Consider the following 18,881-nt stretch of genomic DNA (forward strand, 5'->3'; position numbering starts at 1 on the left):
ACACCGCCGCGGAGCTCACTGATGGGCGAAAGTCTGGTGTTCGCAAACCAGATGTTCGCCCGGTGGTGGCGCGAGCCGGCGGTGCTGATCCAGGCCCTGGTGTTCCCGACGTTTCTGCTGATCGCCTACAAACTGCTAGCAGGCAAGTCGATACTCAGGGTCACCGGCACGGACAGTCTCTACGGCCTGGTGCCGATGTGTGCCGTGGCCGGTGCGATGTTCGGGGCGATTGCGGCCAGCCGCGGGCTCTCCTTCGAGCGCGACAGCGGCCTGATCGGGCGACTGTGGGTGTTCCCGGTGCACCGGGCCAGCGCCCTGACCGGTCGGCTGCTTGCCGAGGCCGCCCGCACGCTGGTGAGTACCGCGTTGATCGCGGCGGTCGGCGTCGGGCTCGGGCTTCGGTTCGAAGGCGGCTGGCTGACCGTGATCCCGTTCATCCTGGTGCCGGTGCTGGTGGTTATCCCCTTCTCGATGGCAGTGATAGCAATCGCCGTGCGCGCCAAGAGCGGTGCCGTGCTCGTCTGGCTGGCGGTTCCGGCCACCGGCTCGGTCTTCTCCAGCTCGGGCGTGGTCCCCCTGCAAACGCTGCCAGCGTGGATGCGGCAGCAAATGCATCTGCAGCCGATGTGGCCGACGATCGAGTCCATGCGGGCACTTGCCCAAGGCGATCCCGCGTGGTGGCCGCTTTTGCTGACTGTGGTGTGGGCCGTCGGTCTGGCCGCAGTGATCGGACCGCTGGCCGTCCGTGGCTACCGCGCGGCGGCAGAATCCCCGCACTGATTTCCGCTAACCGCCGTCATGCAGGGCACATACGACAACCGAAAGGCTGCTTCGCGATGAAGGTTGTGCTGGCGTGTTATGGAACTCGCGGCGATGTCGAACCCTGTGTCGCCCTCGGCCGTGAGCTGCTGCGCCGAGGACACGACGTTCGCATCGCCGTCACTCCCGGTCTGGTTGGTTTCGCCGAGGCGGCCGGGCTTGCGGCGGTTCCTTTCGGACCGGATTTCCAATCCTTCAATGACACCCAACGCAAGCTGTTGCCGGCCAAGGATTTTCGGATCCTTTTGAACATCCCTCGTCTGATCAGGCTGTCGTTCCAGGCTCAGGCGCTCCTTACGCAGACCTGGAGACAGACCAGCGCGACGCTGTTGCCCCTGGTGGAGGGGGCCGACCTGCTGGTCAACCATCAGCATCTCGAGGAATCCGCTCTGAACATCGCGGAGTATTACGGGATTCCGTTGGCCACGGTGCATGTCACCCCGAGACGGGCCAACCGTCAGATGCGCTCCGCCAACGCGTTAAACGAGTGGCGACATTACCGGGGAATGTTCAAGAAGATCGACAATGAGCAGCGCCGTGAACTCGGCTTGCCGAAGGCGACAACTCCGTCGGGGTGGCGGATCACCAAACGCGGGTCGCTGGAAATCCAGGCCTATGACGAGGCGGGCTTTCCCGGGCTGGCCGCTGAATGGGCGAAATTCGATGGCCAGCGGCCCTTCGTCGGCACGCTGACGCTGGCGTTGGAGACGGAGGCCGATGACGCGGTCGTGTCATGGATTGCCGGAGGGACGCCGCCGATTTACTTCGGGTTTGGTGGCACGCCGGTCGAATCTCCAGCCGACACGATCGCCATGATCGCCGCGGCGTGCGAGCGGTTGGGCGAACGGGCGCTGGTGTGCGCCGCGTCGTCTGACTTCAGCAACGTCCCGCAGTTCGAGCACGTCCAGGTGGTGAGCGAGATGAGTTTCGAAGCCATCTTTCCGCTCTGCCGCGCGCTCGTTCACCAGGGCGGCTCCAGCACGACGCCCATTGGCCTACGCGCCGGGGTTCCCACATTGATCCTGTGGACGTGGTCCGATCAGGCCCTTTGGGGAACTCAGATCACCCGACTCAAGGCGGGCGCCGCCCGGCCCTTTTCGACCGCCACGGTGGAATCGCTGATCGCGGACCTGCGCCAAATTCTTGCCCCGGAATACGCCGCCCGGGCCCGGGAGCTCTCCACGCGGATGACGAAACCGACCGAAAGCGTTGCCAACGCCGCCGACCAATTGGAAAAATTCGTCCGCTCGGGGCGTTTCCGCCGCATCGAGCCCGGGGTTGTGACCGGCCCTGCCGAGCAGATTGGGACCGCGGCTCGTCCGGTCATCCTGTTCGTACTAGGCATGCCTCGGTCGGGAACGTCCGCGCTCACCCGGGTTCTGTCGCTGTGCGGAGGTGTACTTCCCGCCGAGTTAGGGCACGCCGACTCGGACAACCCGCTCGGCTATTGGGAGCCGCGCGCAACCCAATACCTCCACGGTGCAATTCTGCGCGACCACGGCAGCAGCGACGCCGACCCGTCGCTGCGCCTGCAGCAGGAAGGTGCGTTCGATGCCGCAGAGAAGGCCCGCTACATAGCCAGGATGCGGGCGTATCTCAACACGCTGCCGACCGCGCCGCTCGTGATCATCAAGGACCTATGTATACCTTGGCTGGGCGAGATGTGGTTCGAGGCGGCGCGCCTGGCCGGATTCGACATCGTGGCCGTGCTGGCGGTGCGCCACCCGCATGAGGCCATCGCGTCGCTCGCGGCGAAGCGTCGAATCTCGGTGGAGCTCTCGAACGCTTTGTGGCTGAAATACACTCTGCTGGCCGAACGCATCACACGCGGCGTACCGCGCGTGTTCGTCGAGTACGCCAATCTCCTTGAAGACTGGCGGCGGGAAACGAAGCGGATTTCCGACGCAGTCTCGGTCGATTTGGAAACCGGGGATGAGGGTGCAGTCGGGGAGTTCCTTAAATCCGATCTTCACCACCAGCGACACCACGGCCCGGTAGCAGAGCCGTTTGGCACGGACTGGATTTCCTCAGTCCATGAAGCGCTCGGCGCGGCCGCGCGCGACGAGCCGTGGGATGCGTCTGTGTTAGATCGCGTGTTCGAGTCATATCGGGCGAGCGAACGTGTCTTCCAGACGGCGTTCGAGGATTTTCGCGAGGATTTCCGGAACAACTTCTCCTTCTCTTCCGTCGTGCTGCGTACATTAAAAGACTCCGTGGCGTTCAGGGATTTTCGCGACGATTTCCGGAGCAACTTCTCGGCCGCCGTGCGGCAGTTATTGAAGGGCTCCGCATCGTCGAACCGCAACGCCCTGACCTCAAAACGCCGGTGACTCGCTCGGCTACTCCTGATCGCGCACAAGCGCTTGGTCGGTAATGTCAGTAAACCGCTTCTTTCCGTTCGACTCGCCTAGTCGATTCCTTGATCGCTCCCGGAGTCACAGCATTTTCACCTGCCTTAGGCGGGTTGTGCTGTGATGTTGATCGAACAACCGCGGCGCGGAATAGGGAGGGGCGTGGGGGCGCTTGTCCACGGCCATTCAGGACGGGACGGCGCTTGTCTGGCACGCTTGCGGCTCAACAAAAGAGCGCGAGCTGTCCGACACGTCACGCGATGTGCAAGCTCAGTGGCTGTGTTTGATACATCCTTCTCAGTTTCGCCTATCGGGATCCGGCCATTAAGGCACTTGAATTGCTGCATGTGGCGCCACTTCGATCGCACGGCCGAGCCTGCGACGACCGTGGCGATCCGGTGGCCGCACGGCGGCGGCATCCCGACGTCGTGCCACATCGGGAGGAGTGACATGGCTTGGGCGCGTCGCGGAGGCCCGCGCTTTCGGGACCGGTCGGTGTCGACGAACGCCGCGGCGGCAAGCAACCAACGACGACCGATTAGCCAAACCGACGGTCGAACGCCCCGTCGCTGATCGGAGGACCGGTAATAATGATCGATGCCTCTGGCTTTGCCGATGCCCATGACAACTGAGAGTGCCCATGACAACTGAAAGGCTAAAGCCCGCGATGAAATTTGTGCTCGCATGTTATGGAAGCCGCGGTGACGTCGAGCCCTCCGTCGCTGTCGGTCGCGAACTGCAGCGCCGAGGGCACGACGTGCGGATGGCCGTTTCACCCAACCTGGTTGGCTTCACCGAGGCGGCGGGGCTCACGGCGGTCGCCTACGGGCTGGACACCCAGGCCCTGCTGGACGCGCAGCGCAACTACTGGACATGTCGCTTCCGGACTCCGTGGAATCTCAAAGAGCAGAACAGATTGCAGCGCGAGAACCTGGAGATCAGCAACCAATGCTGGCGGGAGATGGGTAAGACGCTCGCCCCGCTGGCGGAGGGGGCCGACCTGCTTTTCACCGGCCTGACCTTCGAGCAGCCCGCCGCCAACGTCGCCGAGTATTACGACATTCCTTTGGCCACACTGGATTACTACCCGATCCGGGCCAACGGGCAGCTCCTGCCGTTCCTGCCGGCGCCGTTGATTCGCCGCGCATGGCTCATGGGCGAGTGGATGAATTGGCGCGCGATGAAGAAGACCGACGACGCGCAGCGCCGGGAACTGGGACTGCCGAAGGCCACCCACCCCCCGTCGCGACGGATCACCGAACGCGGTTCACTGCAAATCCAGGCTTACGATGAGGTGTGGTTTCCTGGGCTGGCCGCCGAGTGGGCGAAATTCGGTGGCCAGCGGCCCTTCGTCGGCACCCTGACGATGGAGTCGCCGACCGATGCCGACGAGGAGGTTGCGTCGTGGATCGCCGCCGGGACAGCGCCGATCTTTTTCGGCTTTGGCACCATCCCTATCGCGTCCCCGGCCGACATGCTCGCCATCATCGCCGCGGCCTGCGCCGAGGTGGGTGAGCGGGCGTTGGTCTGCGCCGGGTCGAGTGACTTCGGCAATGCCCCCGATTTCGAGCACGTGAAGGTGGTGAACACGGTCAATTACGCGACGACCTTTCCCGCCTGCCGCGCGGTCGTGCACCACGGCGGCGCGGGCACCTTGGCCGCGGGCCTGCGTGCGGGGGTCCCGACGTTGATCCTCTGGACGTTGCCCGATCAGATTTTTTGGGGAGCTCAGCTCAAGCGACTCAAGGTTGGCTCCGCCCGGCGTTTTTCGTCCGTGACACCGAAATCGCTAGTCGCAGAACTTCGCACGATCCTGGCCCCACAGTACCTCACTCGCGCCCGCGATATCGCCAACGGAATGTCCAAACCTGCCGAAAGCGTCGTTGCCGCTGCCGATCACCTGGAAGACTTCGTCCGTCGCCAGCATCTCGACCGATCGGTGAAGTCGGGCGGCTGAGTGAACGCTATTTTCGTTCTGCCCCAACGCTTTTCCGTCCATGGTGGATGGCATTGTCACCGCCGTCAACGCAGGCCGAGGACACCGGCGAGTTCGGTGTCGTGACGGTCGCGTTCGAAGCGCTGCGCGGTTTCCACCGCACGAACGGCGAGGCGACGCCTCAGGTCTTCGTCCGACTCGAGCAACATCAGGTTGGCCGCAAGCCCTTTCGCGTCCCGGGCCGCGCTCAGCAGGCCGTTGACCCCTGGATCGATGATCTCCAGGGTGCCGCCCGCGTTAGTCCCGCACACCGGCAATCCGGCCCTCATCGCTTCCACGGTGACGCGGCCGAAAGCCTCGCAGTCGCTGCACATGAGGCCGACATGGGCGGCGGCCCAGTAGGGTCCGACGTCCTGGGTGGGTCCGTGGATGTCCACCAGGTCGGCGACGCCCAGAGTTCGGGCAAGCTTTCGCAACGGTTCGTGGTCGCCCGGGCCGACTAGGGTCAACTCGAGCTCGACACCGGCCTTGCGGGCGATGGCAACGGCCTCGACTGCAATGTGTTGCCCCTTGGACTGAAAGAAATGACCGACGAGCACAACTCGCATGCGCTCGCCCGGGTGCCGCTCGCGCGGCGTGCCGAGCGCGGTGTCGACGACCGGGTAGATGACGCGCGTCTTCATGTTGGGATCTTGCGCGAGCAGAGCCCCTTCCACCGCCCGCGAATTGCAGATCACCGATTCGGACAGCCGGCCAATCAGGCGGATTGTCATACGGTCTCCCAACAGGAACCGAAACCAATGGTCGTCTCTGCCGAACTCGTGGACCATCCAGTAGTGCGGGATTCCGAGCAGCTTGGCAGCGACCGCGTGCGAAGGAATAACCATCGTGTTGCTGAGCACCATATTCGGCCGCAGTCGACGAAGTAGTAAGAGTGCCCGCAAGATGCCTGGAATGAGAAGCGCGGCAGCCACCACGTTAGCGAGTGGTACGAGAAACGCTCCGACGAGCGTCTCGGCCAGTGGCGAGCTGATGCGTTCTCGCCACTGTTCCAGGTAAGCCCACGAGGGTACCCACGTGATCTCGGTCCCGATGCCGTATCCGGCGCACTCCTCCGCCAGGCTTCCCTTTCGCGGATAGACGCCGACAAGATCAAGGTCGGGCTGCATTTTCTGCAGCGCCAGGACGAAGTCACAAAAAGAGAGGGCACCGCCGCCGCCCAAGTCGGCTACGTTTGAGACCACCAACGCCCGGGGAACCGGGCTGTTCTTGCGTGACGCTTTGATTGCCCGAAGCCGGGATCCCGCGCGGCGCAAGGGTTCAGCAGCAACCATTGCCAGAGTGTATGCCCACAGAAGTGCCGGCACACGAAGCATCGGACCGATTCCCATTCGATCTTCTTACCTGAGCGTCGAATAGGTGTGACAGGCGGAACGGAGATCGGTCGCTCGATCCGGGTGCGAAGTCCAGAGCCGATTCGTTTCCGATGACCTGCAAAGCGGAGTGCAATGTTTACTCGATGGACTGTTGCATGGTGACGGCGATTCAATTGCGCGATCTCTCCGAGTGAGGCTGAGACTAGGTGCTAGCATCCGATCCGTGCCTGAAAGCAGCGGCCCAGTGCGGATCGGCATCCTGGGAGCGGCGAGCATCGCACCCGCGGCGCTCATCAAACCGGCAAAGGAAAACGACGAGGTCGTGGTCGCCGCGGTGGCCGCACGCGATGTTTCCAATGCCGAAATTTTTGCCGCCAAAAATGGTATTCCGCGAGTACACGACAGCTACGAGGCGCTGTTGGACGACCCGGATCTGGACGCGGTATACAACCCGTTGCCAACGGCCTTGCACGGCAGGTGGACTCGGGCCGCGCTGGATGCGGGCAAGCACGTGTTGTGCGAAAAGCCGTTGACTGCCAATGCCGCCGAGGCCCGAGAGGTTGCCGAATTGGCCGCCAAGGCGGACCGGGTGGTGATGGAGGCATTTCACTACCGGTATCACCCTTTTGCTGCCCGCGTCGAGGAAATAATCGCCTCGGGGGAGTTGGGCAAGTTGCAGCGGCTGGAGGCGAACTGGTGCTTCTGGATGCCCAAGTTTTCCACCAACCGCTACAACTACGCCCTCGGCGGTGGCGCGCTCATGGATCTGGGATGTTATGCCGTGGACATGGTCCGCACGTTCGGTGGTTCGACCCCGGAAGTTGTTTCGGCGCGCGCGAAGCTGCGTGGTCGTGAGATCGACCGGGCCATGACGGCCGAGTTGCGGTTCGCGGGCGGGCACACCGGCCGCGTGCGCTGCTCGATATGGTCGTCGGCCCCACCGCGGTTCACGGCCAGGGTGGTGGGCGATCGCGGGGAACTGCGGCTCAATCCGTTGATCCCTTTCCAACGGTTCTCGGTCCGATCAACCGACGGAAAGCGGGTGGAGAACTTCGGGACCCGCCCCACCTATGCGTATCAGCTGGACGCTTTCGCCGCGGCCGTGCTGCGCGGAGAACCGGTGAAGACCGGTCCGGAAGACGCGCTCGAGACGATGACCGTCATCGATGCGATCTATCGCGCTGCGGGCCTGCCGCTCCGCAAGCCCGCCTGACGCTCATCCGTTCGCGCGGGCGAACTTCGGGCCAACAAGCGCATCAGTTGGCGAAGTGCGCCTGGTCCAGATGTGCGGCCACGCGCAGGGCGTTGGCGGCGACGGTCAAACTGGGGTTCAACCCGGCGCTGGACGGGAAGAACGAGGTGTCCACGACATAGAGGTTGTCGACTTCATGGGCCCGATTGTGGGCGTCCAGCACGCTGGTGTGCGGATCGGTACCGAAGCGGCAAGTCCCGCAGACGTGGCCCAGGTTCGCGTTGCCTTCGCCGTTACCCAGGCTGATTTGGCGAAACGGTCGCAACAGCTCCTTGACCTTAGAGAGAAACGCCGCGTGGCGCTCGATCTCGCTGGGGTGTAAGCGGTACTGCATGCGCAGCCGTTGCCGGCCGTCGACGCTGGGCCGGTCGGGAGGCAAGATGCGGTTGTCCAAGTAAGGCAGGTCTTCCATGATCGCGGCCAGCACCAGCCCGCCGGTGAAGAACCGCTCGTAGACCTGGCGCACCGCGGGGTTCATCACTCGCAACGCCTTCCCCTGCCAGCCGGGACGGTTGGTCATCATCTCCATGGGCGGCATCGCGCCGAATGACTGGACGGTGCCGAACTTCTGGCCCTCCCAGAAATAGAAGTCGTTGAGCCCGATCTCCTTGTTTGCGGCCGTGATCTTGCAGCCGGGCTCCGGCCAAATCTGGAGCGGGTCCATCAGGTGGCGCATCAGGTTGCGTCCCACGTAGTCCGAGCCGTTGGCCAGTCCGCGTGGCCAGTCGCCCGAGCGGGAGTTGAGCAGCAGCACCGGGGTGGCCAGCGCGCCGGCGGCCAGCACCACCACCTTGGCTTTGAGGGCCAACGTGGTGGAGTGCTGCTCGGCGATCACCTGGGTGACGTGGGTGCGGTCGGCCTCCAGGCGCACGACGCGGCATTCGGCGAGCAACTGGGCGCCGTGCTCGGCCACGGCGGGCTGGACGCCGTTGCGCGCGGCGTCGTTCTTGCACGACTGGGGGCAGAGGTAGGTCTGGCAGGTGGCGCAGTCGTCGGTGTATTCGCAGGCCATCGGCAGGTGGTAGGGGTGCAGCCCGTTGTCGGTTAGATAGTCGACCAGTGGCTGGTTGTCGACAGAGAACGGCGGTGCCGGGGGCAGGCCGACCGCGGCAGCTTCGGGGCGCAGGGGGTCGGGCGCGCCGCGCACCCCGAGTAGTTTCTCGGCCTGGGCGTACCAGGGGCTGAGCTGGTCGTAGCTGAGGGGCCAGGCCTCGGGAACGGTGGATTCGCCCGGGTCGTCGAAGTTCTGCCGGGGGGTGAAGTCTTGGGCGAAGAACCGCTCGCAGACCATGCCGTACAGCGCCGACGAGCCGCCGGTGCCGGCGCCGATGAACGGCACGAACCGCTTGGGGAAGCGCCCGCTGATGTCTTCGACCTCATCGGTGGTGCGCCCGGCGCGCGCCAGGGCATCGTAGTACGTCCCGGGTGACCGGGCCGCGCGTGGTTCGGCCAGTTCGGGCATGGCCGCGCGGATGGTTCCCGGTGTGCCGGGCAGGGTGGAGCGTCCTTTTTCGACGAATAGCACCTGCCGTCCAGAGCGGGCCAGCGAGTAGCCCAGCATGCCGCCGCCCATGCCGGTGCCCACGACGATCACGTCCCACAGCACGCGTTCGGCCTCGCGCGCACTCAGTTCGCCGTCAGCCAATCGAGCTCCTCAGCAGATGATGGTCCGACGCCTATTCGGGGTCGGGGGATCGATGTCATGATTCGCCAACTTACTCAATGTGTTGCACAGGTGTGTGATAACTCCGCGGCAGAGCGGGTCAGCCGTGTGCGAGCGCGCGGTCGGCGAGCGCGCCGATTACCGGCGCCAACTGGCGGGAGTATTCGAGCGTCACGTGATTCGAATCCAGGTAGACGAGGGTGTTGCCGACGATGACCGGGCAGCGGTCAGCCGTGCAGAACAGTTCGGTGAGGTCGGCGTACTGCCCGTCGCCGGCTTTGGTGGCGGCCGTTTCGGCCGCGATGCCGGCCTGGTTCACCGCGGTCGACCTGGGCGGCGCGCAGGCCGTCGCGTCATCGAGGTGGTCGGATAGGCAGATCGGCACGACTGAGAGTGGGTTCGGGGTGGGCCCGAGCACCAGAACCTGCGCACCGCTGCCGCGCAGCCGCTGCACAAGGCGGGTCAGGCCGTCGATCCACGCCGGGTCATAGGACACCAAGCCTGTGCCGGCGCCGTAGTCGCGCGCGATGCTGAGGACGACCAGCCGCGGGCGTTCGGCCTGCAATCGAGCGACGATCTGGCCCCGCCACTGCTCGCATTCGGTGTACTCCCGATGCAGGAGCGGGCTGATGATGGGCAGGTCCAGCAGCGGGCAGAACCCCTTGTTGAGCATTTCCAGCCGCCAGTGTCGCTGCGCGGCGATCTGCTGGAACGCAGGGTTCCACATCGCGGCGTGGGAGTCGCCGACCACCGCCACCGTCGTGGTCGAGGCGGTATCGCCCGACGCACACTCCGGCTGTGCGACTTCGAAAAGGTTGCGCGCGCAGCTGTCGTGGCCCATCGTTTTGCTCTCGGCGGCCGCCTCGGCAAGGGGCGGTTCGAGGTTCGACGGTACGGCTTTCAGCTCGGCGGATGCGGCCACCGCGTTCTGCACCTGGGCGAACGCGTGTTGCACTGCCGCGTCGTAAGCATCCATGGTGGCGCCTGCCGGCGGCCGTACCGCGGTGACGGTGAGCGCCGCAGCGGGCGCCCCATGGCCGGTCGGGGTTGGCGCCCATGCCAGCAGCGCCACTCCCACGCAGGCCGCAACCGCCGTGGCGGCGCCGCCGAGCGCGAGGCTGAGGGTGGCCGACCGACGTACGGAAGGGGCGAATCGCAGCGGGTTTTCGATGAAGCGCAGCGTCAGCACGGCCAGCACGCCGGAGATGACGACCGTCGCCAGCCTCCCGGCCAGCCCCAACGGGTGCTCCAACAATGGCGCCGCGAGCACCAGCACCGGCCAGTGCCAGAGATACCACGAGTACGACACCCGTCCGACCGCGCGAATCGGCGCTAATCCCAGAACACGTCCGACGCCCTGGGCGGGCGCGGCACAGCCCGCGCCGATCACCAAGGCCGTCCCCAGCGCGGGCAGCAGCGCGGCGATACCCGGGTACGGCGTGGTCGTGCCCAGCAGGGTGCAGGTCAGCAGGATCACGCCCAGGCCCGCCCATCCTGCGATCGCGCTGAGCGGTGCTGGTAGTCGGCGCCACTGGCTGGCGGTCAGAGCTACCACACCTCCGGCGGCCAACTGCCAGGCTCGAGTCGGCATGAGAAAGAACGCAGCGGGCGGCCACGCGTCGGTGAGCGCCAGGGAGGCCGCGAATGACACCGCAGCGACCAGAAACAGGATCACCAAATACGGCCTCACCGACGACGTCTCGTCGGCGCCGGTGCGCCGACGCAGACGCCGGATGAGCCACGCCGTTCCGATGATCATCGGTGGCCAGACCAGGTAGAACTGCTCCTCGACCCCCAAGGACCAATAGTGCTGGAATGGCGACGGGGTCTCCGAATGGGAGAAGTAATCGGCGTTCTGCAGGACGAACCACATGTTGCCGACGTACAGCGCGCTGGCGATGCCGTCATAGATGACGGTCCGGACCTGCAACGGGGATAACAGCGCCGCCGAGGCGATAAGCGTGACGACCCCTACCGCGGCCGATGCCGGCAGCAGGCGGCGGGCCCGCGCCCCGTAGAACCGGCGCAGCCCGACTGTTCCGGAGCCGCTCACCTCGCGCCAGAGCATCCCGGTGATCAGAAAGCCCGAGATGACGAAGAACACGTCGACCCCGATGAACCCGCCACCGACCCCGGGCGCCTCGGCGTGAAACAGGACGACGGCCAGCACGGCGACGGCGCGTAGGCCCTCGATGTCTGGGCGAAATCGCGTCTGCCCCGACTGCGGACCCTGCAGTCCTTCGGTAGGGCTAACGCGGTCGGCCCGGCGCACGGTCACCTACCTAGTAAGAGGACGCTTGCTTTCGATCGAGGCATTATCACACACCTGTTCAATTCCGATGGGGCCGTTGCAGCAAGGCGTGAGACGGCGATCAGCGACGAACCGAGTGCGGCGATGCGATCTCGGGCGGCAGGGCGCTATCGGTGAGCCAGCAGTCGACGGTGCGCGCGAAGAGGTCCGGATAGTGCGTGGGCCAGTCATGGGGCATAGCGGTTGCCACCCTGTCCACCCCGTTGGGCATTTGCTGCGCGAGCGCCGCGGCCCAGCGGCGTGCGACCGGCAGTTCCTTGCCGCCGGTGACGAACAATGTCGGCGACTCCGACTTGTCGAGTTTGTCTGGGAGCGTGAACCCCGCGGCCGCCGTGGTGACGTCGGCGAGCTGTCCGCTGGTGATCAGCCGGACGTCCTCGCGATACTCGGCGATGTGGGCAGCGGGGACCTTGACCTGCCAGGTAATGCGGTAGCGGCGCACCATCCAGCGATACATCGAGTTCCGGGCCGGCAGTGCCAGCAGGCGCCGCGTCACCTGTGCCAACGGCAGCGTGTTGAGGAAGGTCCCGCACAGCACCGCCCGATCGACGACTTTCGGCTCGGTCGCCAGCAACTGGACCCCCACTTGGGCTCCGAGCGACCAGCCTGTCGGCGGACATGAAAAAATGCCCACTGGCGGACATGGAAATGCCCATTCGCGGCCAATAAGTTCTGCCCACCGGCGGACACGAAAGTGCCCGCAGGCGGCCATGAATCTGCCCAGACCTACCTGATGCTGCTCGGCGCGCCAGCGCTGTGGCGGCCTCTCCTGCGGTTTCGATGTCGATGCCTAGTCGAAACGACAACCCCAGGAGAGACCTACTTGAAGTCTGACGGAGAACTCATGGAAATACTCAATGCCTACGACCTGACCGGGTCCTACCGGGCTGCCGCTGAGCTGTGTGGGTGCTCGCATCACACCGTGAAGAAAGCGGTTGAAGACCGCGACGCCGGCTTGCCGCCAGCCACGCGGCGGGCCCGGATGATCGACGATTGGCGCGACGTCCTGGAGGGCTGGGTCGCGGATTCGAAAGGCAAGATCCGCGGCGACAAAGCCCACGACAAACTCGTCGCGCTCGGATACAGCGGCACCGACCGCACCACCCGACGAGCCCTGGCGGAGATCAAAGCGCAATGGCGACTGGGCAATACGCGGGTGCACCGGCCGTGGATCACCGAACCTGGGCTGTGGCTGCAGTACGACTTCGCCGACGGCCCGCTTGTGGCCGGCCGCAAAATTGTCCTGCTGGTGGCGTGGCTGGCGTGGAGCCGATACCGCGTCGTCGTGGCTCTGCGGGACCGCACCGCTCCCAGTGTCTTCGCCGGCCTGGACCGGATTTTCCGCATTGTAGGTGGCGCCCCGACCTACCTGCTGACCGACAACGAGAAGACGGTCACCACCGGACACGTCGCCGGGGTGCCGGTCCGCAACCGCGCCGCGGTCACCTTCGGCCGCTACTCCGGCATCTCAGTGCTGACCTGCGAACCCGCCGACCCCGCTTCCAAAGGTGGGGTGGAGAACGCCGTCAAACTCGCCAAAGCAGATATCGTGCCCACCGAGACCAACCTGCTGCCCCAGTACGACACCTTCGCCGACGTCGAAGCCGCGTGCGCTGAGTTCAACGCCGAGATCAACGCCCGGGTCCACCGCACCACGGGTCGACGCCCCGTCGAGATGCTCACCCAGGAACGCCCCGCCCTGCACGCGGTGCCCGACCTGCCCCACACCGCCGCATTGGGGGTGACCCGTCGGGTCCCGGACAACACCCCGATGGTCACCTTCGACCACTGCCAATACTCAGTTCCAGCAACACTATTGGGCCACACGGTGTGGATCCGACATCACGACAGCGCCGACGAAGTGGTGATCTGCGCCCTCGATGACGGCGGCCCCATCGAGGTGGCCCGGCACCGCCGCGCTGCCCCGGGCAGCCCCGCAATCAACGATGATCATTTCCCCGACCACCGTGACAAGGTTCCCGGTGATTATCGCGTCCATGCCCGCACCGTCTCCGAACAGACATTCCTGGCCTTGGGTCCCGGTGCAGCGGTATGGCTCAAAGAAGCCGCCGCCGTCGGCACTGAACGGATTCTGCAGAAAATGGCCCACGCCGTCGAACTCTCAGCACTGGCCGGCTGCGCTGATGTCGACTGGGCCTTGGGTCATGCCGCCGTGCACGGCCGGTTCGCCACCGGCGATCTCGACTCCATCCTTGCCAGCAAGGGGTTGGATCCCACCCGACGTGGCGCCGGCGAGGACACCTCGCTGGCGCAAGGCACCAGCGGGTGGAACCTGTTCGGCCGCACCATCATTGATGCCCCCGAGGCAGGCATCGCATGACCACCACCACTACTACTACCGCGGCGCTGCCCGCCGACGTCGAAACCTTGATGCGTGGGTTGCGATTGCCGCACGCACGAGCGATCGCCGCCGATGTGCTGGCCACTGCCCGCGCGCAGCGCTGGGATCCCACCGAGGTCATCAAAGCACTGCTGACCGAAGAAGCCGCCGGACGCGCCCGCTCCATGCTGGCCGCCCGCCGCAAAGCCGCCGGATTCCCGACCGGGAAGACTTTCGACGCCTGGGATCCGGGCGCCTCGTCAATCCCGTTACCCACCCAACAGGCGCTACAGACATTGGAATGGGTGGGTCGCCGCGAGAACCTGGTGGTCTGCGGGCCTGCCGGCACCGGCAAGACGTTCTTCTTGGAAGCGCTCGGGCAAAAAGTTATCGAAGCCGGTATGCCGGTGGCGTGGTTCACCCTCGAGCAGATCGGGGTGCTGGTGCGTGCGCACCGTGCTGACGATTCCCTGGGCAAGGCGGTGGCCAAGATCGTGCGCGCGGAGCTCGTCGTCATTGATGACGTGGGACTTCTTCCGGTCGGTGCTGATGCCGCTGAGGGGCTTTACCGCATCGTCGAAGCGGCCTACGAACGCAGATCGGTGGCGATCTCGTCGAATCTGCATCCCAGTGGCTTCGATGAGCTCATGCCCAAGACGTTGGCCACCGCCACCGTCGACCGGCTCCTGCACCACGCGCACCTATGCCAAACCAGCGGCGACTCCGTGCGCCTGGCCCAAGCCCTGCACGGGAAAGGAGTCAAACCCCTGACCTGACACCAGCGAACGACCGGTGGCGGACACACCCTCATGGGCAGATTCGTGTCCGCCACTGGGCAGTTCTTATTGGCCACCTACGAGCAGTTCTCATGTCCGCCCATGGGCAGTTACAGCTGTCCATTGACACCAGCCCACCACGTGGGTCCGGCAGGACCCTACCCGGGAGCGAATGAGTTCTGCCACCGCGGCGGCGGCGCGGCCCATCTCGAATGGTCCCAGCTCAAAGCTCTTGCCGAAGTGGGGCAAATCGGGGACGAGGCAGCGATATTGCTGCATGCGTTCGACCACCGGTTCCCAGGACCAGCCGCTCGTATACGCGCCGTGCAGGAAGACGACGGCAGGTGCACTCGCCAGACCGGATTCGCGCACGAACAGGCCCATAGAGGGGGACCCTAGCAGTATTCCGCGGTGTTCATTTCCGCACGCAAACCCGTCGTCCAGACACCGGTCGGCGGGAAGCTCAGCTCAATATTGTCAGCCAAATCGCAGGTCAAGAAGGCACCATGCCGTCCTACGGGGCGACGCTCATCTCGTAGAAGTGCAGTCGCGCACCAGGGTCGCCCTGGCCCAGCGATGGAGCGCGGCCCACACCTATGGTGCGGGCGTGGATCTGCAGGTTCGTACCGTCCACAGACGCAGGGGTATCGACGAGAAACGCTTCGGCGGCATTCGCGGCGACAAGGCGGTAAGTGACGCCGTCGAGCACGACCGTCGAGAGGGTCAGCGGGACAATGGTCCCCCGGAACAGCCGGTCGATGACGGTCGGCTCCATATCGATTCGTGCCAGGATTGCTTTATCAGGTCCTCTGGGGGCAGGGACGGTGATCGTGTCGTTGCCATGGACGGTCACTTGCGAGAGCTCGGTGAGCGGCCCGCAGCGGGGGGCGGCGTGGGCGAACAGTGCCCAGCGGCCCTCGACGCCGTTCACGGTGTAATCGCACAGCAACGCGCGCGAATACCGCGGGGACTCCTGCACGGCAAGCCGGCCGTCGATGTCGGTTGCGGGCGAGTTCGCCGAGAGTCGGGATAAGACAAATTGAGGGCCCGTTTCGAAAGATCGGCTGTTTAGTGCGTCGAGGGTGGGCGTGTAGGCCGCGTACGTCTGGAATACGGGTACCGGGCGCCAGGCGAAGTTGTAGGCCCACGCGACCGACGTCTCGTTCGGGTCGATGTGCACCGTTGCCGAGCCGATCGTTTTGATGAAGCGGTCCGGGATGGCGTAGAGCGCACGCTGGTGCGTCTTCGCTCGTTCTATGCGTTGGTCGACGCGGCCCGGCACCGCCAGCGTGATGAGGCGCTCGATCGCTTGCCCGGGCGCCTGCACCGCCGCCGCGATGGGGTCGTCGGCAGCGGTTCCGGCTGTGCGCAACCAGGAGCTCTCTGCGCCAAGCCCGGCGAGGACGATCGCCACCACGAACACCACAAACGCTCGGCGAGGGATTTTGGGGATGCTGGAGAGAGGAGCGATGACTAGCGCAAGAACGACCAGGGCGAGGAGGTCGTAGAAGTTCGCGAGGTCGAGTCGTACGAACTCCTTTTTTCCGATGATGAGGGTCACGATGCCGACGAACAACACGAAGCGGCGAGGGGTTTGCGCGCCGCCCTTGAAGAACATCAACCCGAGCATCGCGAGCCAGACAAGGATCAATACCATTGCGGGAGCAGCTATCCCGGCGAACGCGAAGAGAGGATAGGCCATCGCGTCGCTGTAGCCCGCTACCAGGCTGGCGCTGGATTTCAGCCAGGCGGGCAGGTTCCCCAGTCGTTGGCCGGCAAGCACCCACCAAATGAGCGTGGACGCGGCAAAGACTGCCACAGTTGCGCAGTGGCGCCCGACGTCGCGCCACTCGAGCAAGACCGAAACGGTCAGCGCGATGACTAATATCGTGACGCCGACGTTCAACTTCACTAACAACTCAAGCCCCGCGACCGCGGCGAGCACAGTGCACGTGGCGAACACGGTCGTGCGCTTTGGATGTTCTTGCAGCAGAGGCGCAGCCGCCCATACGAATGCTGCGAGGATAGCCAACTCGGGGTACTCCAGCCCTGGAATCAATAAACCGTGGCCGGTGTGGAGTATGGCGACCACGCCTGTCGTTGCGAACGCGCCCATAAGCGATGTCATTCGGGTGCAGCGCTGGCGCAGTACGGTCGCGATGCCGAGGAACAGGGCGGCGACGACGACTGGCTGGTAGATCGTCGCGAGGACCGACTGGCCGAACGAGTAGTAGGGGGTGTGCTGGAGGAACGCGAGGGGTCCGTACGTGAACACGAGCCCGGGACCCCACTCCAGATCTTGAGCACGCGCCAGAGCAGGCCCGGCTTGCCAAGATGGATTCAGCCCGACACCAGGGTCGACCGACGACTGCGGCCAGAAGACGAGAGCGGCGACTGCCGCCGCAAGACCCTCTAGCCAACGGGCAGGCCTTTGCATCGCGCCGCGGTTGCCGGTGGCCGTCGGGCTCGAGATGTCAGCTGTCATGAGTTTGCATCACCGGGTTTGATTGGTAAAAGTCCAGCACGCGACTGCCCACTTCCTCCACTTCCCAGTCGTTGAGGTCGAAATACATTGGCAACCGCAGCAATCGAGCGCTAAGTTCTTCCGTACATGGCAAAGACATCGGTGGCAATCCGAGCGATTGCGCGAATGGCGAGGAATGCAGCGGCACGTAGTGGAATAAGGCGAGGATACCGGCTGCGCCGAGGTGCGCAATGAGCCTCGTGCGTTCGTCGATGTCGGCAGCCAAAAGATAAAACATGTGGTAATTGGTGGCGCAGTGCTGCGGCACTACCGGAATTCGAATCAGACCGCGCTCCACCAACGGAGCCAGTATGGAGACATAACGATCAAATATTTCGCCACGTCGCCTGGTCAGCTTTTCCATGCTCTCGATCTGGCCCAACAGATATGCGGCGAGCATATCGGAAAGACCGTAGGCCGAGCCCACATCCACCCACGTGTACTTGTCAGCCTCGCCGCGCAGATACTGGCTGCGGTTGGTGCCCTTGTCGCGCAGGATTTCCGCTCGCTCTTCCATAGCCGGATCGTTGATGACGAGTGCGCCGCCCTCGCCGCAGGAAATGTTCTTGGTTTCGTGAAAGCTGTAGCAACCCAAATGACCGATCGTGCCCAGCCACCGATCTTTATAGCGGGCGAATACGCCTTGCGCGGCATCCTCCACGACCAATAGCCCGTGGCGGTCGGCGATATCCATGATCACGTCCATCTCGCAGGCGACGCCGGCATAGTGGATGGGGAATATGGCACGGGTACGCGGCGTAATGGCCTGCTCGATCAGTCGCTCGTCGATGTTCAGCGTGTCGGGCCTGATATCCACGAACACCGGCGTAGCGCCACGGAGCACGAACGCATTGACCGTGGAGACGAACGTGTAGGACGGGACGATCACCTCGTCACCGGGTCGCAGATTTAATACGAGCGCGGCCAAATCGAGTGCGGTGGTGCCCGACGTGGTCAGCAGCACCCGATTAGCGCTAAAGCGTTCTTGCAGCTTCGCCTGGGCGCGCCTAGTGAAAGGCCCATCGCCACTGGCATGCCCGCCCGCGACCGCCTGGCCGACATAGATCAGTTCCGACCCAACGACCGAGGGTTTGTTGAATGGGATTCGGATGGTCATGGCGTGGCCCTCATAGGAATTCGTTCGGGGGTACCGTCAGCCGGACGGAAAATCCAATACCTCTGCATGATGAAACCCAGCAGTGGCAGCACTATGACCGCGCCCCCCTGAACAATCTGATGGGGGACAGCCATCTGGCCAGCAAAGACCCAAAGAGCGATAAAGTCAATGAAATAAATGATGACGTAGCAGGCCAGGAACCGTCGCAACGCGGCACCCCGGTCACCGCGATGACGAAATGTGAGAGTCCGGTTGGCGACAAAGCTGACCAGTGTGCCGACGCTTACGGTGATTGTCATCGCCGCCTCGCTGCCCATGCTTCCCCACGTCAACAAGAGGTAGGCGGTATAAAGCGCGGCATTGAGGCCGAGGCCGACGAGAACGTAACGTATGAATTGCACCCGGACCATATGCA

Annotated in this window: 13 protein-coding genes and 1 pseudogene; 6 read left to right on the forward strand and 8 right to left on the reverse strand. The window is 64.6% G+C overall.

Annotated features, from left to right (window positions below; genetic code table 11):
* The first annotated feature begins 21 nt into the window (after positions 1-21).
* The 3 genes and pseudogenes from MTAB308_RS29700 to MTAB308_RS07695 all read left to right on the forward strand — a co-directional run bounded on the left by MTAB308_RS29700 (position 22) and on the right by MTAB308_RS07695 (position 5,127).
* Positions 22-780: an ABC transporter permease gene (locus MTAB308_RS29700; protein WP_077098867.1), complete on the forward strand. Its 759-nt coding sequence runs from the start codon at positions 22-24 to the stop codon at positions 778-780.
* A gap of 56 nt (positions 781-836) precedes the next feature.
* Positions 837-2,075, forward strand: a pseudogene (locus MTAB308_RS29705) (glycosyltransferase); the annotation flags it as partial.
* A 1,762-nt stretch (positions 2,076-3,837) separates the two neighbouring features.
* On the forward strand, positions 3,838-5,127 hold the full coding sequence (locus MTAB308_RS07695) for a glycosyltransferase (protein WP_077098869.1): 1,290 nt from the start codon (positions 3,838-3,840) through the stop codon (positions 5,125-5,127).
* A 65-nt stretch (positions 5,128-5,192) separates the two neighbouring features.
* On the opposite strand, the gene MTAB308_RS07700 is transcribed toward MTAB308_RS07695, so the two are convergent.
* Entirely contained in the window at positions 5,193-6,440 is a 1,248-nt protein-coding gene (locus tag MTAB308_RS07700; RefSeq protein WP_157900918.1) for a glycosyltransferase family 4 protein, read from the reverse strand.
* Positions 6,441-6,705: 265 nt separating this feature from the next.
* Here MTAB308_RS07700 and MTAB308_RS07705 point away from each other — a divergent pair, with 265 nt between their 5' ends.
* Positions 6,706-7,695: a Gfo/Idh/MocA family protein gene (locus tag MTAB308_RS07705; RefSeq protein WP_108637222.1), complete on the forward strand. Its 990-nt coding sequence runs from the start codon at positions 6,706-6,708 to the stop codon at positions 7,693-7,695.
* Positions 7,696-7,738: 43 nt separating this feature from the next.
* Here the strand turns inward: MTAB308_RS07705 and MTAB308_RS07710 are convergent, their stop codons facing one another.
* The 3 genes from MTAB308_RS07710 to MTAB308_RS07720 form a co-directional block, all read right to left on the reverse strand.
* Positions 7,739-9,379: a GMC oxidoreductase gene (locus MTAB308_RS07710; RefSeq protein WP_077098871.1), complete on the reverse strand. Its 1,641-nt coding sequence runs from the start codon at positions 9,377-9,379 to the stop codon at positions 7,739-7,741.
* Between the two features lie 118 nt (positions 9,380-9,497).
* Complete coding sequence (locus MTAB308_RS07715) at positions 9,498-11,675, reverse strand: acyltransferase family protein (protein ID WP_077098872.1); 2,178 nt, start codon at positions 11,673-11,675, stop codon at positions 9,498-9,500.
* A gap of 94 nt (positions 11,676-11,769) precedes the next feature.
* On the reverse strand, positions 11,770-12,294 hold the full coding sequence (locus MTAB308_RS07720) for an alpha/beta fold hydrolase (RefSeq protein WP_077098873.1): 525 nt from the start codon (positions 12,292-12,294) through the stop codon (positions 11,770-11,772).
* A 237-nt stretch (positions 12,295-12,531) separates the two neighbouring features.
* On the opposite strand from MTAB308_RS07720, the gene istA reads away from it, so the two are divergent.
* Positions 12,532-14,049: an IS21 family transposase gene (gene istA, locus MTAB308_RS07725; protein ID WP_077098874.1), complete on the forward strand. Its 1,518-nt coding sequence runs from the start codon at positions 12,532-12,534 to the stop codon at positions 14,047-14,049.
* Entirely contained in the window at positions 14,046-14,825 is a 780-nt protein-coding gene (locus MTAB308_RS07730; RefSeq protein ID WP_077096936.1) for an ATP-binding protein, read from the forward strand. The genes istA and MTAB308_RS07730 overlap by 4 nt, the downstream gene beginning before the upstream one ends.
* A 90-nt stretch (positions 14,826-14,915) precedes the next feature.
* Here MTAB308_RS07730 and MTAB308_RS07735 read toward each other — a convergent pair whose 3' ends face one another.
* The 4 genes from MTAB308_RS07735 to MTAB308_RS07750 form a co-directional block, all read right to left on the reverse strand.
* Entirely contained in the window at positions 14,916-15,209 is a 294-nt protein-coding gene (locus MTAB308_RS07735; RefSeq protein ID WP_077098875.1) for an alpha/beta fold hydrolase, read from the reverse strand.
* A 130-nt stretch (positions 15,210-15,339) separates the two neighbouring features.
* Positions 15,340-17,310 (reverse strand): hypothetical protein, encoded by a 1,971-nt coding sequence (locus MTAB308_RS07740; protein ID WP_077098876.1) that lies wholly within the window; start codon positions 17,308-17,310, stop codon positions 15,340-15,342.
* On the reverse strand, positions 17,300-18,466 hold the full coding sequence (rffA, locus tag MTAB308_RS07745) for a dTDP-4-amino-4,6-dideoxygalactose transaminase (protein ID WP_077098877.1): 1,167 nt from the start codon (positions 18,464-18,466) through the stop codon (positions 17,300-17,302). Before rffA ends, MTAB308_RS07740 begins: the two co-directional genes overlap by 11 nt.
* Complete coding sequence (locus MTAB308_RS07750) at positions 18,463-18,876, reverse strand: GtrA family protein (RefSeq protein WP_157900919.1); 414 nt, start codon at positions 18,874-18,876, stop codon at positions 18,463-18,465. Before MTAB308_RS07750 ends, rffA begins: the two co-directional genes overlap by 4 nt.
* Between the last annotated feature and the right edge of the window lie 5 nt (positions 18,877-18,881).

It is taken from the genome of Mycobacterium terramassiliense, from assembly GCF_900157385.1.
GTDB classification, from domain to species: Bacteria; Actinomycetota; Actinomycetes; order Mycobacteriales; family Mycobacteriaceae; genus Mycobacterium; species Mycobacterium terramassiliense.

Bases quoted from the DNA above. Each gene is read 5' to 3' on its own strand.
- MTAB308_RS29700 (WP_077098867.1), top strand. From the start codon at position 22: ATGGGCGAAAGTCTGGTGTTCGCAAACCAGATGTTCGCCCGGTGGTGG.
- MTAB308_RS07695 (WP_077098869.1), top strand. From the start codon at position 3,838: ATGAAATTTGTGCTCGCATGTTATGGAAGCCGCGGTGACGTCGAGCCC.
- MTAB308_RS07700 (WP_157900918.1), bottom strand. From the start codon at position 6,440: ATGGTTGCTGCTGAACCCTTGCGCCGCGCGGGATCCCGGCTTCGGGCA.
- MTAB308_RS07730 (WP_077096936.1), top strand. From the start codon at position 14,046: ATGACCACCACCACTACTACTACCGCGGCGCTGCCCGCCGACGTCGAA.
- MTAB308_RS07735 (WP_077098875.1), bottom strand. From the start codon at position 15,209: ATGGGCCTGTTCGTGCGCGAATCCGGTCTGGCGAGTGCACCTGCCGTC.
- MTAB308_RS07740 (WP_077098876.1), bottom strand. From the start codon at position 17,310: ATGACAGCTGACATCTCGAGCCCGACGGCCACCGGCAACCGCGGCGCG.
- rffA (WP_077098877.1), bottom strand. From the start codon at position 18,466: ATGACCATCCGAATCCCATTCAACAAACCCTCGGTCGTTGGGTCGGAA.
- MTAB308_RS07750 (WP_157900919.1), bottom strand. From the start codon at position 18,876: ATGGTCCGGGTGCAATTCATACGTTACGTTCTCGTCGGCCTCGGCCTC.